Consider the following 13420-nt stretch of genomic DNA (forward strand, 5'->3'; position numbering starts at 1 on the left):
AGAGTCAAGCGGAGGCAACGACCACAATGCAACTCACAAAGATTGCCGGCGCGCTGCTGGCCGTGCTCGTCATCACGGGCTCGGCGGCGGCGCTGCCCGGCGCAGCAGGCGCACAGGTCGACGACCACGCGGACAACGCACAGGCAGGCAACGCAGCCGAGCAGGCAGCGAACGACACAGCGGACACTGAGAACGAGTCGGGCGGCGCTGCCGAGGCGGCCGACCGCCGCGGTCCGCCCGCTGACGCCGGTAACGCAGGCGACCAGCGCGGCCCGCCGTCGGCTCTCCCCGGACAGGTTCCTGACTTCGTCAGCGAGATTCACACCCTCATCGGACAGAAGCAGGCCGGCGACCTCACTGGCGACCTGGGCGCACAGATCAGCGAACTGACGCCGGGCGACGAGAGCGACGAGGCCGAGAACGAAACCGAATCAGTGTCTGAGGACGCTGACGACGAACAATCGACCGATGACGCGGCCACAGATGACGACGCGGCCACTGACGACGCCACTGCGGACGACGACGCCGACGGCGACGCGTAACCCCTGACCTGACGGCTCTCCCCAGACCGACTGACCAAGCGCGGTTTTTTTGCTTGCTGAACCCCGAGAGGGTTGTATGGAAGACACCGCCGAGTCCAGCGTCCACGCTGACGACGGAACCGGGGACCGCACGACGGCGGACTTACTCGCGGGCGACGAGGACTCGTCGGGAGCGGAGTCGTCGGACGGAATGAACCGGAAGCGCGCCCTCCTGTTCGTCTCGCCGTTTCTCGCTATCGGCCTGCTCGACCTGGCGCTGTTACTTGGCTGGGGACTGGACCCGCTGTGGGGGTTCATGATTCTCCCGCCGATCCTGTTCGTCTCAGTGCTGGGCTGGATTGCGTTCCGAACCGGATTCGCCAGCGACCGGACCGGCGACCCGGCCGTCGACAGCCACGACTGACGGTCCAGTCGCGGCAGCCGTAAAATACCGAGTGATTGCCCGTGCCGGTACGGGTCCCTATTCTTCGAACAGGTCGTCGACGGCGGCCCGTGCGGCGAGGGCGGCGTCGTCCGCGACCCGTGCTTCGTCCTGCCGGCTGTCGGGCGCGTTGACGTACACGTCGACATCTAGGACGCCGTCTTCGAAGGTGACAGTCACGTCGAGGTCCTCGACCGCACCGACATCGTATCGAGAGAACACAACGTCTTCGGCCGCGGTCGAGGCTGTCTCGACGACCTCATCGTCTGTCGGCATCGCCTTATGCGCCGCCAGCGCCGGGACCGCCGGCCGGACCCGCGCCGCCCGCGCCGCCGAGCATCTGCTGGAGCTCGCTCTGGAGCTCTTCGAACTGCTCCTGGACACGCTCTTCCTGCTTTTCGAGCGTCTCGACGCGGACTTCGAGGCTGTTGACCTTCTCTTCGAGGTCGTCCTTGGCCTCGGCGAACTCGGTCTTCACGAGTAGTTCACCGACCTCGCGGTACATGGTCGAGTCCTCGTCGATGTCGTCGAGCTCGTCCAGAGCCGTCTGGGACTCCTGGAGCTCTGTCTCGGCCTGCTGTTTCTGTGCGGCGACCTGCTGTGCTGTCTGCTGAAGGTCCTGCAGTTCCTCGAGCTTCTCCTGTGCTTCAGGCGGAAGATTACCCTGCATATCTCCAGAGTTGGGGGCCGCACTGTTAAACCCACGCTTTCAACCTCAGCAGCGGGACGGGCGGCGGCTGGTGCATGCGCTGTTCTGCCGAAACCTCGACGATGAAATCCGTTACCGTATTATCTACGACAGAGCTACGCGACCTCGCCGACTGCCCGCTCTCGCAATTCCCCGGTCAGATGCATCCCATGCTGATCGATGCGCCTGACGATTCGCTTTGCCTGGGTCGGTTTGAGGTACTTGTCCTCGATGGCGGCCCGGACCACGACGCCGAAGCTGCTCGTCACTTCGGCCCCGAGTCCTTGCGCCATCCGGCGGACGGTGCGGTCCTCGGAGACGACAGCCACGGCGGCGCGGTCGTCGCTGTCGCGGTGGGCCAGCACGCCGGCGAGCACCGTCACTGCGGCACCGAGGTCAGCGTCGCCGAGCAGGGACTCGGCCTGGTCGATGCGGTCCTCGTCGACGGCGGTGTCGATGTCGTTTTCGCGGTACTCTGCCAGATTGGTCGCAGTCGGTTCGACCTGGACCTCGTCGATGACGGGCTCGGGAATGACGATGTCGCCGTCGAACGAGTCCAGCAGCGATAGCTCACCCACCTGGCCCAGCGAGTACAATGCTGTCGGCCCGACGTAGATGCGGGTCATAGCTCCGCGGCCGTGTCGGCGTCGAGCTCCAGGTCGGACAGTTCGAGCTGTGTTGTCAGGTTTCGCTCGCGGGCCACGTCGAGCCACTCCGCGATGGAGAGGTCCGCGAGCTGTGCGGCTTCGGCCGCCGATACGTCGCCAGACTGGTACTGCTCGACGGCGACGCGGAGCCGGAGCGTCTCCAGTCCCTCCCGGAGGGCCTTCCGAATCGTCGTCGACCGGTCCTCGGAAAGCAACTCGGCAACGTCGTCCAGTTCGTCTTTCTCTTCGCTCGGGAGCCGCGCGCTGATTGTCGGCATGTTTGCACAGTCATCCGCCGTAAACGCACATCAAACTACGGGTCGGAGAACTGCCTGTCGGTCTTTTGAAACTCTGAGCGGAGAGAGCGTCTGCCAGTCACGGGAGACGAAAGCACAAGGCGACCACCAATCCTTAACGCCACTGAGTCCCACGGGGAGGCAATGAGCGACGAAGCACACGCGTTCGTGCCCGGCCACGTCACGGGCTTTTTTACCGTCGACCGGGGCGATGACCCGGTCGAGACCGGCTCTCGCGGGGGCGGACTGGCCCTGTCCGACGGCGTTTCCGTCACCGTTAGCCGCGGGACTGAGACCGAGATCACACTGAACGGCGAGGAAATCGAGATGGAGGCTGTCGAGCGCGTGCTGGATGGGTTGCGGACGCCGGCGACCGTTACCGCCGAGACGCCGCTCCCACTCGGGTCGGGCTTTGGCGTCTCCGGCGGGCTGGCGCTGGGCACCGCGCTGGCGGCAAACGCCGTCTTCGGCCACGGGCTCTCGTACAACGAACTGGTGACCATTGCCCACGGCGCGGAAGTCCAGGCCGGCTCGGGCCTCGGCGATGTTGTCGCGCAGGCACGCGGCGGTGTCCCGCTCCGACTCGAACCCGGCGGGCCGCAGTTCAACTACCTCGATGCCATCCCGGCCCGCAGCCGCGTCGAGTACGTGACGCTCGGCGAACTGTCGACCGCGGACGTGGTCAGCGGCGACACGGAGACCTTGACGGCTGCCGGCGAGCGCGCGCTCTCGACTGTCGTGAAGGAGCCGACGCTGTCGACGTTCGTGCAAGCCTCGCGGCAGTTCTCCCGCGAGGCGGAGCTGCTGACACCGGATGTCAAAGGCGTCATCGACGACGTGGCCGAAGCTGGCGGGGACGCGGCGATGGCGATGCTCGGCGAGACGGTGTTCGCGCTTGGGACTGGCCTCACCGATGCGGGCTACGATGCCAACGTATGTGCCATCTACCCGCCCGGCGCAACCATCGAGGACGAGGGCTGATCCTGTTGCTGAGGTCGGAGTTGGGGTAGTTAGTCGAAGATTGGCGGCTACGACAAGCTCTCTCAAGCAGGTCAGACATTCCAGGCTGGGCGGGACTGAAAGGGGCGGCTTGCTGGCCGTTCGAATTGGTGTCCTTCCGATTGACCACGACTAGTCGACGAACCGGCTTCCTTATCAGCGCGGACCCGTAGCCACTGCTATGGACTGTCGGCAGTGTGCCACGCCGCTTGACCGCCCGGGCGACTACTGCCTGGTCTGTCACACTGCCAACACGGACGCTGTCGTCCTCGAACTCGACCGTGATCGGGCGACGGTGACATCGCTGCTGGACGGGTCGGTCGTTGGCCAGCGCACGGTGACGACGACGCCGGAGGGCGAGGGGAGCGACGAAACCGTCGTCGTCGAACTCCGGAATTTTGCTGGTCTGGTCGCCGACGAGGTCCGACGGAAACGACCGGAGGAGGTGTACGTCACGGGCGACCGCGACGTTATCGCCGCCGTCCGCCCGCAACTGCACTACGAGTTCTTCCGCGTCGAGGGCGACGACCCGGTCCAGCGGGTCATCGACCGGCAGGGCGAACCCGCCCTCGAAGTGGTCGACGCCGCGCCGGCGGAGAAACTCGGCGGGAGCCACTCGACGCTCATCGGCGGCCGGTCGGGCCAGCGGGTCATCCAGACCGTCGCCGGCCACCCCCACGTCAAGAAGGTCATTCCCGGCCCCATCGACGCCGGCGGCGCGAGCTCGCCGACAGGCGTTCGAGCGAAGGCGACCCGCGCCGACGCCAACGGCAACGTCCGGGTTCTCATCCGCGACGGCTCCAGCGTCCAGGAGAACCGCGTCGTCACGACGGCCGGCGACCGTGAACTCGGCGAACACGTCCGGGCCGACCTGAACGAGGCGCTGCAAGAGGCCGACCTGCAGGAGTAGCGCCTGCGTCACACCGGTCAGGCCACAATGACGCCGAGAACAACAGCGGCGGTCACCGCGACACCGACGACACCAGTCCGATGAATCGCCGGCAGCGCCGTCCGCACGTCGAGGACCATGGGAGTTGCGTGGAGCGCGGCGAGTGCCAGATAGCCTGTTGGAGCAACCAGTGAGAACGACGCCGCCCCGACAAACAGCAGACCGAGACCGACGACACCAGCACCCAGATAGCCCCGTCCGCGAACGGGTTGACCAGCCCCTTCGAGGACGCCGCCGGTCCAGCAGTAGCCGACGGCTAACGCGGCGACCCAGGCGTGCCAGAACGCGAGTTGTTCGGGAACGACACCGAGGAGGCCGCCGACGGTTAGCGCCGTCGCGACGGTGTTGACCGTCCCCCAGGCGAGCATCGCGTCGGAGAAGCGGACGGACTCGGGCGCATGAAGGACCGTCAGGCCGACGAAGCCGCCGATAAGGACGACCCACAGCGCCGTAGCGAGCAACGCCCCGGTGGCGCGGCTCGACCACGCGAATATCTGTGTGCCGCCCCAGCCGAGCAGGCCGGCCGCCGCGCCCGACAGCAGGAACTCAGAGGCCGTGAGCCGCCCGCTCGTGGCCGGCGCAACCCGCCAGAGGCGACTGCGGACCGCGTCGAACGCTGCCATCGAACGGCGGTTCGCCCGTCTCCCCCTTGGAGTTTCCTAGGCTAGCTCCGCGGCTAACAGGAGGATGCTGGGGGCGACGAGCAGGACCAGGCCGACGAGTATCAACACCGCTGGCACGACGAGCAGTCCCATATCCGTGAGCAGCCACAGCCCGAGGCCGCCAAGTAGCGCGACGAGACCGACGAGTCGCACGAGCCACGTGACGATCCCCTCGAAGCCGGAATCCGCGACGAGGTCAACGATGTCGAGTATCTCGTCCATGTCGGTCGGCGGTTGCTGACGGACTCTGTTAATTCCTGTGGCTCCCAGACGCAGTCGGTCGACCGGACCGCATCTCGAAGGCCTTATGTGGCCGCTCGGCGGACAACAGACCACTATGGCTAGCAAGAGCGGAAAGACCGGCAGCTCGGGCCGTTTCGGCGCTCGCTACGGGCGCGTGTCCCGACGCCGCGTCGCGGAGATCGAATCGGAGATGAACGAGGATCACACCTGCCCGAACTGCGGCGAGGACCGTGTCGACCGCCAGGGCACGGGCATCTGGCAGTGCAGCTACTGTGACTACAAGTACACCGGCGGCAGCTACAAGCCGGAGACGCCCGGCGGCAAGACCGTCCGACGCTCCATTCGTGCCGCACTGGCCGAAGACGAGGAGTAAAGGACCTTCATCCCTATCTTTCAGTTATGAGCTACAAGTGTTCACGCTGTAAGCGCGACGTGACGCTGGACGAGTACGGCGGCGTTCGCTGCCCGTACTGCGGACACCGCGTCCTGCTGAAGGAGCGGTCCCCCGACGTGAAAGAGATCAACGTCAACTGACTGCCGGCGGCACAGTCGCCGACGCCGATTCTCCCGACTATTGCCGTATCGACGCCCACCACGACGACTTCAGCACAGGATGACGGCCCCACACCAGACCCGTCTCGCTGCCGAGTACGACACCGCCGACCGCGCCCGCGCTATCGAGCGCAGCATCCGCCCCGAAATCGACGACATCGAGGGCGACCGGACGACTGCGAGGCTCAGTCGGGACGGACAGCGGGTCGAGATCATTGTCGAGGCGGCCGACCTCGTTGCCTTGCGGGCTGGCATCAACACGTGGCTGACGCTGCGTGGCGTTGCAGAGACCGTTTCCGGCGGCTGTGACTGAGCGGGTGGCAGTTCGGCAGCGGAGTTACTGCTGGTAACGGTCCGGAACGTACTCCGTAACCGGCTCGGGGACGTTTCCGAACACCTTCGGGGCGAGCGTCGCCAACCGGCGGCGGAGGAGGCCGTACACCGCGCCAGTGACGAGGGCCACAGCGATGACCCACCGGAACGGCCCGTCCAGAACGACGAGTAGCGGCGTACCGACGAGTACCATCAGCGCTACGTCCGCGGGTGCCCCGTCGTACTGTATCCATCGCTTGGGCGTGCGCCACCGGCCGCGAACGTGGTCGTACACGGCGCGCTCGGACGTGGCTTCCCACGGCCGGAGTTCGAGGCCGCCGCCGTACCGGTCCATCCGGCAGTGCAGCGCCGCACCCAGCAGGACGAACGCAAGCGTGACGAGCAGCGGGGTCTGGAGGACGGCAGCCCCGAGGATGGCTGGGACCGCCGCGAGCGTGTACCCAGTCGGGTAGTGCAGTGTCCGCCGGTGGCCCGAATACAGGTCGAGGTCGGGGAGAATCCCACCGACGAGACCGCCGGCCAGCGCGACCGTCGCGTGGCCGGGTGCGAGCACGAGTAGCGGCGCTGCGATGGCGAGCCCCGCTATCGCGTGCGTCGGCAGCATCATATACCTCTAAAGGGGCTGTTCGCGGTATAAATACGTCGCTGGGTTTATTCACCGTCGTATCTCAGTTCGAGGCAATGAGTGACGGTCCCGGTGGTCCCGACAGTGACGGGACACTCGATCTTGAAGACGCGTTCGAGCGCCTCTTCCGAGATGGGCGAACGAATGCGGTGATCGCGTGGGCGTTCGTCTCGATTCTCACGGTCGTGTTCGCCGAAAGCGTCCTCGACGTTGATTACCAGTGGATACTGTTCGTCGGTGTCGTCGGGATCGTCGTCCTCGTTCCGCCGGTGGCCTACCGCGAGTGGCGCGTGATGCTCCCCTGGGAACTACTGGTTCTCGCATTGCTCCCCATCCTCGTCCGCGGACTCGTCGGGGGCACCGTCGGAACCTTCGCCAGCTACCTCTCGCTGGCTGCCCTGGCGTTGCTCGTCATCGTGGAACTGCATATGTTTACGACGCTCGAAGTCACCCACTGGTTCGCCGTCTGTCTCGTCGTCTTGACGACGCTCGCCGCAGTGGCGGCCTGGACGGTGTTCCGGTGGAACGCCGACCGGTACCTCGGCACCACCTACCTCACGACCAATGAAGCGCTGATGACGGAATGGCTGTACGTCACGCTCGCCGGACTCGCGGCGGGTGTGCTGTTCGACGGCTACTTCAGACGGCGGGACCGCCGTCTCTGGCGTGCTATCCGACGGACGGTGAGGCGATGAGGCTGCCGCGGCCGTCGACGCGGAACCAGCGACGGATCACACGCGCGATGCAGCTCGTATTGCTCACGCTGGTCGGCTACGGCATCGTTGCCGGCCAGCCCAAGCCGATCACGAACGGCGGTGTCGGATTGCTGGTCACGTTCCTTCCTGCGGTGGTAAAGCGAAACTACAACCTCGCGCTGGACCCCTGGCTCGCCCTCTGGATCACGACCGCGGTGTTCTTGCACACGCTCGGTTCGGCCGGTCTCTACGAACAGGTCCAGTGGTGGGACCATCTCACCCACGCGATGTCGGCCTCGCTTATCGCGGCGTTCGGGTACACGACTGCTCGGACCATCGACCTCCACAGCGACGAGGTACACATCCCGGGACGTGTCTTCTTCGTGTACATCTTCGTCGTCGTGCTCTCTTTCGGCGTCACCTGGGAACTGTTCGAGTTCGCGCTCGACATCGTCGCCACCGAAACGGGCGTCACGATGCCACTGGCCCAGCACGGGCTCGACGACACGGTCCGGGATACGATGTTCAACTCGCTCGGGGCGCTCCTCGTTGCGGCGTTCGGCCAGGCCCACCTCACCGATGTCGCCGAAACCCTTCGGGAGCGGCTGTTCGTTATTGACTGAGCGGGCGGCGTTCTATTCGTCAGTTTCCTGCTCGTGGCGAACGACGAGCACGGGGCCGACAGACGCCGACGCCACGCGGTCGGCCTCGTCGCCGAAGAACAGCGACCTGAACGACGGCGCTTGCTCTGCCATGACGATGGCGTCGTGTCCGGGCACAGCGTCCATGAGCGCATCGAACGGTGAGCCGTCCATCGCGTGCTCCGTTCGGGCGGTAAGTCCTGCCGCTCGGAGTTCCTCGGCGGCGGCTTTGAGTCGGTCGGCTCCGGTGTCGTCGCTTGCGAGGAATAGCGTCACCGCGATGTCGCGGTCGCCGACCAGTTCCGTCACAAACGGGAGGATACGGTCGTCGTTGAGCGCCCCCGACAGCGAGACGAGCAGGTTGTCGACCGTGCCGGTCATCCCCGAGATTGCGAAGGCGTCTGCACGGATCTCGTCGGCGATTCGTTTGATTGTCTGCTCACGGTCGTGGGTGAACACGAGTCGGTGGTCGGCCGCACCACCGGCTGACTGGAACTCGTCGCTGAGGTCCTCCAGCGCAGCGGTGGCGCGCTCTTCGTACTGGAGGCGGGCCTGATCTGCCGGCGTCTGCTCGGGCAGGACGTGGTAGCCCAGCACAGTCACGTCGACAGTCCCGAGCAACGTCATCAGCCCGGGTGACACAGTCTTTCCGTCGAGAACTTCGACGGGGACGAGCACTCGCGTCATTACAGGGCTCCCCTCAGAGTTACGTCCCGAGCGTAATAGAAGTACCACCCGGCCGTCAGGAAGATGACGACCACACCGGTCCCTATCGAGAGCGGGTCCATGAACGCGATGAGTCCGAAACTCGCAACTGCGCCGATAACGGGAATGACCGGCCCGCCGGGGACGCGAAAGTCCGGGTCGTACCAGTCCGGCTCGTCGCGGCGGATAGCGAGCAACGCCACGCACATCAGACCGTACATGATGAGATGGAGGAAGGAAGCGACTTCCGCGAGCAACTGGACCTGCCGCGTCGCAGCGAGCACGACCACCGGCCCGCCGGCCAGCCCGAGAGCGACGTGTGGCGTGCCGTACTTCAGGTTGATTCGGCTGGCCCACCGCGGGAGCAGCGCGTCTTTCGAGACACCGTAAATAGCCCGAGAGGTGCTGAGAATCGATGCGTTCGCCGAGGACATCGTTGCGAGCAAGCCACCGACAATGATGACCAGCGCGCCACCGGTGCCGAGGAGTGCCCGTCCGACTTCCACCATCGCCGTCTCGCCGGCGGCGGCGAGTGCCTGCTGGTCGAACACGCTGGTGGCAACGAAGATCGTGACAATGTACATGACTGTCACGATAAGCACCGACCCGATCATCGCAAGCGGGAGGTTCCGCCCGGGAGCCTTCATTTCGCCGGCAACGGTTGCCACCTGCGCGAAGCCCAGATAGGAGGTAAACACCAGCGCCGCGACGGACATGATCGGACCGACCGCCCACACGTCCTGGGCCTCGCCGGGTGGCGTGCCAGCGTCGACAATTCCGACTGCATCCAGCAGTCCGAACGCGAGAAAGGCGACTAACATCGACAGCAACAGTGCGACGATACCGTTCTGGAGCTTCGCCGCGTTCTCAGTCCCTGTGATATTCAAGACTGTGAACCCGATTCCAGCGACGACGGCGATAACGGAGACGATGAGTTCCGGACTCGCACCGACGGTGATACCGACCACAGCGAGTCCATCCAGCGCATAGAACCCGAGACCGACGAGATAGAACGCAGTCGCAAACACCAGGCCGAGCCACAGCGAGAGGCCGATAACGGTGCCCGCGAGCGTGCCAAGACCGCGGGAGATGAAGTAGTACCCGCCGCCGCTTTTCGGCATCGCGGTCGCCAGTTCGGAGGTCGGGAGCGCCACCAGCAACGCGATGACGCCACCGACAGCGAACGACGCCGTCGCGGCCGTCCCGACCTCCGCGCCAGCCAACCCCGGGAACACGAAGATTCCCGCTCCGATCATCGTCCCGATACCGATCGCAAGACCGCCGCGCAGTCCCAGTGTCCGTTCGAGTTCGGCGTCGTCCGTGATTGTCGCCTCGTCAGTCTCGACGACGGTTTCGGTGACAGGGGACTCACCCGCAATGTTGGTCCCGCCGGATTCTGGAGGCATGTCTACGGGTACCGCAGGCGGCGTGTTAATTCCCCAGTGTCGTCTATAGTAACAATTGAACCGATTTACACACTGATCGCACCGCCGTCGTGCGATCAGGTGTGCATTGATTTGCAATGGCTACTATAGCTTCACAGCGACTGCATTCGTCGGTCGCGACCGTCACCGCCGAACAATTATTACGCCTCGGGGAAGTGAGTGAAAACCGTGCCACGGCGATGATAGAGAACGATTTCGACGGTCCTGCGGTAGCGGGAACTCGCCAGACCGAGCCGGCCAGCCGCGTGATCGAAGTCGTGTATCTCGACGCCGATGCGACCGCACGCGAGGAGATCCACGAGGTCATGGCTGACCAGAGCGCCGACATCTCGGTGACGAGCGTGGCGACCACGGACGCCGCGCTGGAGGCGGCCGCGTCGACGGCGGTGTCCTGTCTCGTCCTCGACCCGGCTGGGCTGGGCGAGATTCCGGACGCACTGGTGTCGAACGACCGCTATCCGGTCGTGCTCCACACCGACGTTGCCCAGGACAGCGCCGACGGCCTCTTCGACTGTGCAGAGACTGTCGTTCGGAAGCACGACGGGGCCATTCGGTGGGCGTTCCTGGCGGAGAAGATCGTCAGCGTCGTCTCGACAGCGGGCGATAGAACCGAGTCCGCGCTCCAAGAGTCTCTGTCCGATATCGAAAGCCGGGCCGACGCGGACGAAATCGCGGTCCTGCTGACGGATGACGGAGTGATACGCTGGTCGAGCGAATCAGTGACGGCGTTCGTCAGCGGAACCGATACCGAAGAGTGCCAGCACGACACGTTCTACGACTGCATGGCCGCGGTGCTCCCGGACACGGCCAGCGGCCAGCGACAGCTCCGGCGGCTTCGGAACTCACCGACCGACCCGGTCACTGTCCGCGTGACCGGCGGCGAGCGCGACCGGTATCTCCTCCGGCGCGGCTATCGACTGCCGGAGGCCGCGGGCGGGTTCACGCTCGTCCTGCTGGAGGATGTCACCGAAACCGCCCGGCGGGACGCCCGCACGGCGCTGCTTGAGCCGCTTGTCGAGCAGGCACAGGACGGGCTCTACACGCTCGACGAGCGGGGCGTCATCGATTTCTGTAACGCGTCGTTTGCGACGAATCTGGGCTACGAGCCGGCGGAATTACAGGGCGAACATGTCGCAACGATTCTCGCTCCCGGCGAGCTCTCGAAGGGGCAGGAAACCATCGAGCAACTGCTCGAGACGCCCGATGAAAACAGTACGACGGCCGACCTGGTGTTCCGCCGGAAAGACGGGACCGAACGCGACGTGTCGATCAACTACACGCTGGTTCACGACGACGGGGGGACCTACCGCGGACTGATCGGCGTCGCTCGGGACATCACGGAGCGGCGCGAACGCGAGCGGGAGTACCAGCAGATGACTGAACGGCTGAACTTCGCAATCGAGGGCGCGGAACTCGGCGTCTGGGACTGGAACCCCAAAACAAACAACGTCACGTTCGACGAGCGCTGGACCGGGATGTTGGGCTATACCACGGACGAACTGGAACCGAACTACCAGACGTGGGCTGATCTCGTCCATCCGGACGACATCGACCAGGCGGAACAAGCGCTCGGGGAGCTCAAATCGGGGGAAACCGACATGTATCAGCACGAGTTCCGAATGCGGACGAAAGACGGCGAGTGGAAGTGGATTCGGGACATCGGCAAGGTGTTTGAGTGGAACGACGACGGCGAGGCGATCCGGGCGGTCGGGATCCATCAGGACATCACCGAGGAGCGGAAACGCCAGGAAGCGGTCGAACGACAGCGCGACGAACTGGTGACGCTCAACGGGGTCAACATGCTGATTCAGGATCTCATTCACGCCCTGGGCGGGGCGGCGACACGCGACGAGATCGAAGCGATAGTGTGTGACCGTATCGTCGAATCGGACCTCTGTGAGGTCGCGTGGATCGGCGAGCGAGCCGGCGCGAGCGACAGGCTCGTTCCGACAACGATGGCCGGCGACGATGACGGCGCTCTCGACGACATCACTCTTGCTGACGATGCTGGCCGCGGCCCGTGCGAAACGGCACTCGTGACGGGCACGGTCCAGACCATTCAGGACTGTGGCGACGAAGCCGAGTTCGAGCGGTGGGGGACCGCTGCCCGTGCGCGGGGATTCGAATCCGTCGCTGCGATTCCGCTGGTGCAGGGCGATATCGTCCACGGAGTGCTCTGCGTGTGCGCCGACCAACCGGGAGCGTTCAGTCCTCGGATCGTCGAGAGCTTCGCCGTTCTCGGTGAAATGGTCGGGTACGCATTCACTGCCGTCCAGAACAGACGGCTGTTGTCCCACGACACCGTTCTCGAACTGACGTTCGAATCGCAGAGCCCGGACACCCCCCTTATCGCGGTGGCGAACGCGCACGGCTGTCGGCTCGAAGCCACGGGCAGTGTCGATATCGGGACGGCCCATCTCCAGTATCTCTCTGTCAGCGGGGCATCGGCCGAGACGGTCTCGGACAGCCTCCGCTCTCACTCGGAGATTCTCGATACGCGGGTCGTCCGTACGGACGATGACGGGGGCGTCGTCGAGTTGCGGGTCGCGGAAACCATCCAATCGCTCCTGCTGGATGTCGGTGCTCGCCGCCGGGCGATGACCGTCGACGGTGGGACGCTCTCAATAACCGTTGAGGCGCCCCCGGACGCTGATTCCAGAGCGATACGGGAGGCGCTCGCCACCTGTGCATCGGACTTCACACTGACGGCCAAACAGGAATGTGAGCGGGAGTACGCGCCGGCCAATACGGAGACGGACCCGCGTGAGAACCTGACGGATCGCCAGCAGGAAGTCCTTCGTACGGCCTTTTTGACGGGGTACTACGCCTGGCCACGGGACACGAACGCCGAGCAACTCGCGGAGACACTCGGTATCGCCTCACCGACACTCCATCAGCATCTCCGACGGGCGGAGCGAAACCTCATCGACGCCGTGTTTGATGTCAATTGAATTGACTGAACCGGCTGTTGAGGGCG

General features: G+C 65.1%; 19 protein-coding genes. 10 read left to right on the plus strand and 9 right to left on the minus strand.

Features of this window, described 5'->3' with window-relative positions:
• Nucleotides 1-26 precede the first annotated feature (26 nt).
• Complete coding sequence (locus tag NDI54_RS05615) at nucleotides 27-542, plus strand: hypothetical protein (protein WP_310895491.1); 516 nt, start codon at nucleotides 27-29, stop codon at nucleotides 540-542.
• A 76-nt stretch (nucleotides 543-618) separates the two neighbouring features.
• On the plus strand, nucleotides 619-945 hold the full coding sequence (locus NDI54_RS05620; protein ID WP_310895492.1) for a hypothetical protein: 327 nt from the start codon (nucleotides 619-621) through the stop codon (nucleotides 943-945).
• A 57-nt stretch (nucleotides 946-1002) separates the two neighbouring features.
• Here the strand turns inward: NDI54_RS05620 and NDI54_RS05625 are convergent, their stop codons facing one another.
• The 4 genes from NDI54_RS05625 to NDI54_RS05640 all read right to left on the minus strand — a co-directional run bounded on the left by NDI54_RS05625 (nucleotide 1003) and on the right by NDI54_RS05640 (nucleotide 2576).
• Nucleotides 1003-1239: a DUF3194 domain-containing protein gene (locus tag NDI54_RS05625; RefSeq protein WP_310895493.1), complete on the minus strand. Its 237-nt coding sequence runs from the start codon at nucleotides 1237-1239 to the stop codon at nucleotides 1003-1005.
• 4 nt (nucleotides 1240-1243) lie between these two features.
• Nucleotides 1244-1633: a prefoldin subunit beta gene (locus tag NDI54_RS05630; RefSeq protein ID WP_310895494.1), complete on the minus strand. Its 390-nt coding sequence runs from the start codon at nucleotides 1631-1633 to the stop codon at nucleotides 1244-1246.
• A 134-nt stretch (nucleotides 1634-1767) separates the two neighbouring features.
• Nucleotides 1768-2277 carry a hypothetical protein gene (locus NDI54_RS05635; protein WP_310895495.1) on the minus strand — a complete coding sequence of 170 codons (510 nt, stop codon included), beginning with the start codon at nucleotides 2275-2277 and terminating at the stop codon, nucleotides 1768-1770.
• On the minus strand, nucleotides 2274-2576 hold the full coding sequence (locus tag NDI54_RS05640) for a UPF0175 family protein (RefSeq protein WP_004517029.1): 303 nt from the start codon (nucleotides 2574-2576) through the stop codon (nucleotides 2274-2276). The genes NDI54_RS05635 and NDI54_RS05640 overlap by 4 nt, the downstream gene beginning before the upstream one ends.
• A 162-nt stretch (nucleotides 2577-2738) precedes the next feature.
• On the opposite strand from NDI54_RS05640, the gene NDI54_RS05645 reads away from it, so the two are divergent.
• Both NDI54_RS05645 and NDI54_RS05650 read left to right on the plus strand, forming a co-directional pair.
• The gene (locus tag NDI54_RS05645) at nucleotides 2739-3575 is read left to right on the plus strand and encodes a pantoate kinase (RefSeq protein ID WP_310895496.1); all 837 of its coding nucleotides are present in this window, start codon (nucleotides 2739-2741) and stop codon (nucleotides 3573-3575) included.
• Nucleotides 3576-3774: 199 nt separating this feature from the next.
• A complete protein-coding gene (locus tag NDI54_RS05650) occupies nucleotides 3775-4503 on the plus strand; it encodes a DUF2103 domain-containing protein (RefSeq protein WP_310895497.1) in 729 nt (242 codons plus the stop codon).
• 17 nt (nucleotides 4504-4520) lie between these two features.
• On the opposite strand, the gene NDI54_RS05655 is transcribed toward NDI54_RS05650, so the two are convergent.
• Nucleotides 4521-5165: a hypothetical protein gene (locus tag NDI54_RS05655; protein WP_310895498.1), complete on the minus strand. Its 645-nt coding sequence runs from the start codon at nucleotides 5163-5165 to the stop codon at nucleotides 4521-4523.
• A 36-nt stretch (nucleotides 5166-5201) separates the two neighbouring features.
• Nucleotides 5202-5426, minus strand: coding sequence for a hypothetical protein (locus tag NDI54_RS05660; RefSeq protein WP_310895499.1), 225 nt, complete (start codon nucleotides 5424-5426; stop codon nucleotides 5202-5204).
• 85 nt (nucleotides 5427-5511) lie between these two features.
• On the opposite strand from NDI54_RS05660, the gene NDI54_RS05665 reads away from it, so the two are divergent.
• The 3 genes from NDI54_RS05665 to NDI54_RS05675 all read left to right on the plus strand — a co-directional run bounded on the left by NDI54_RS05665 (nucleotide 5512) and on the right by NDI54_RS05675 (nucleotide 6312).
• Entirely contained in the window at nucleotides 5512-5820 is a 309-nt protein-coding gene (locus NDI54_RS05665; RefSeq protein WP_310895500.1) for a 50S ribosomal protein L37ae, read from the plus strand.
• A 26-nt stretch (nucleotides 5821-5846) separates the two neighbouring features.
• Entirely contained in the window at nucleotides 5847-5981 is a 135-nt protein-coding gene (locus NDI54_RS05670) for a DNA-directed RNA polymerase subunit P (protein WP_004517024.1), read from the plus strand.
• A gap of 79 nt (nucleotides 5982-6060) precedes the next feature.
• Entirely contained in the window at nucleotides 6061-6312 is a 252-nt protein-coding gene (locus NDI54_RS05675; protein WP_310895501.1) for a KEOPS complex subunit Pcc1, read from the plus strand.
• A 24-nt stretch (nucleotides 6313-6336) separates the two neighbouring features.
• Here NDI54_RS05675 and NDI54_RS05680 read toward each other — a convergent pair whose 3' ends face one another.
• On the minus strand, nucleotides 6337-6939 hold the full coding sequence (locus NDI54_RS05680) for a metal-dependent hydrolase (protein WP_310895502.1): 603 nt from the start codon (nucleotides 6937-6939) through the stop codon (nucleotides 6337-6339).
• 74 nt (nucleotides 6940-7013) lie between these two features.
• Here NDI54_RS05680 and NDI54_RS05685 point away from each other — a divergent pair, with 74 nt between their 5' ends.
• A complete protein-coding gene (locus tag NDI54_RS05685) occupies nucleotides 7014-7652 on the plus strand; it encodes a hypothetical protein (protein ID WP_310895503.1) in 639 nt (212 codons plus the stop codon).
• On the plus strand, nucleotides 7649-8275 hold the full coding sequence (locus tag NDI54_RS05690) for a hypothetical protein (RefSeq protein ID WP_310895504.1): 627 nt from the start codon (nucleotides 7649-7651) through the stop codon (nucleotides 8273-8275). Before NDI54_RS05685 ends, NDI54_RS05690 begins: the two co-directional genes overlap by 4 nt.
• A gap of 12 nt (nucleotides 8276-8287) precedes the next feature.
• On the opposite strand, the gene NDI54_RS05695 is transcribed toward NDI54_RS05690, so the two are convergent.
• Together NDI54_RS05695 and NDI54_RS05700 are read right to left on the minus strand one after the other, a co-directional pair.
• Nucleotides 8288-8980 carry a universal stress protein gene (locus NDI54_RS05695; RefSeq protein ID WP_310895505.1) on the minus strand — a complete coding sequence of 231 codons (693 nt, stop codon included), beginning with the start codon at nucleotides 8978-8980 and terminating at the stop codon, nucleotides 8288-8290.
• Entirely contained in the window at nucleotides 8980-10404 is a 1425-nt protein-coding gene (locus NDI54_RS05700; protein WP_310895506.1) for an APC family permease, read from the minus strand. Before NDI54_RS05700 ends, NDI54_RS05695 begins: the two co-directional genes overlap by 1 nt.
• Before the next feature lie 218 nt (nucleotides 10405-10622).
• On the opposite strand from NDI54_RS05700, the gene NDI54_RS05705 reads away from it, so the two are divergent.
• Nucleotides 10623-13394, plus strand: a complete 2772-nt coding sequence (locus NDI54_RS05705; protein ID WP_310895507.1) for a PAS domain S-box protein — start codon at nucleotides 10623-10625, stop codon at nucleotides 13392-13394.
• The last annotated feature ends 26 nt before the right edge of the window (nucleotides 13395-13420 follow it).

Source organism: Haloarcula terrestris, from assembly GCF_031624315.1.
In the GTDB taxonomy this organism is placed as follows: Archaea; Halobacteriota; Halobacteria; order Halobacteriales; family Haloarculaceae; genus Haloarcula; species Haloarcula terrestris.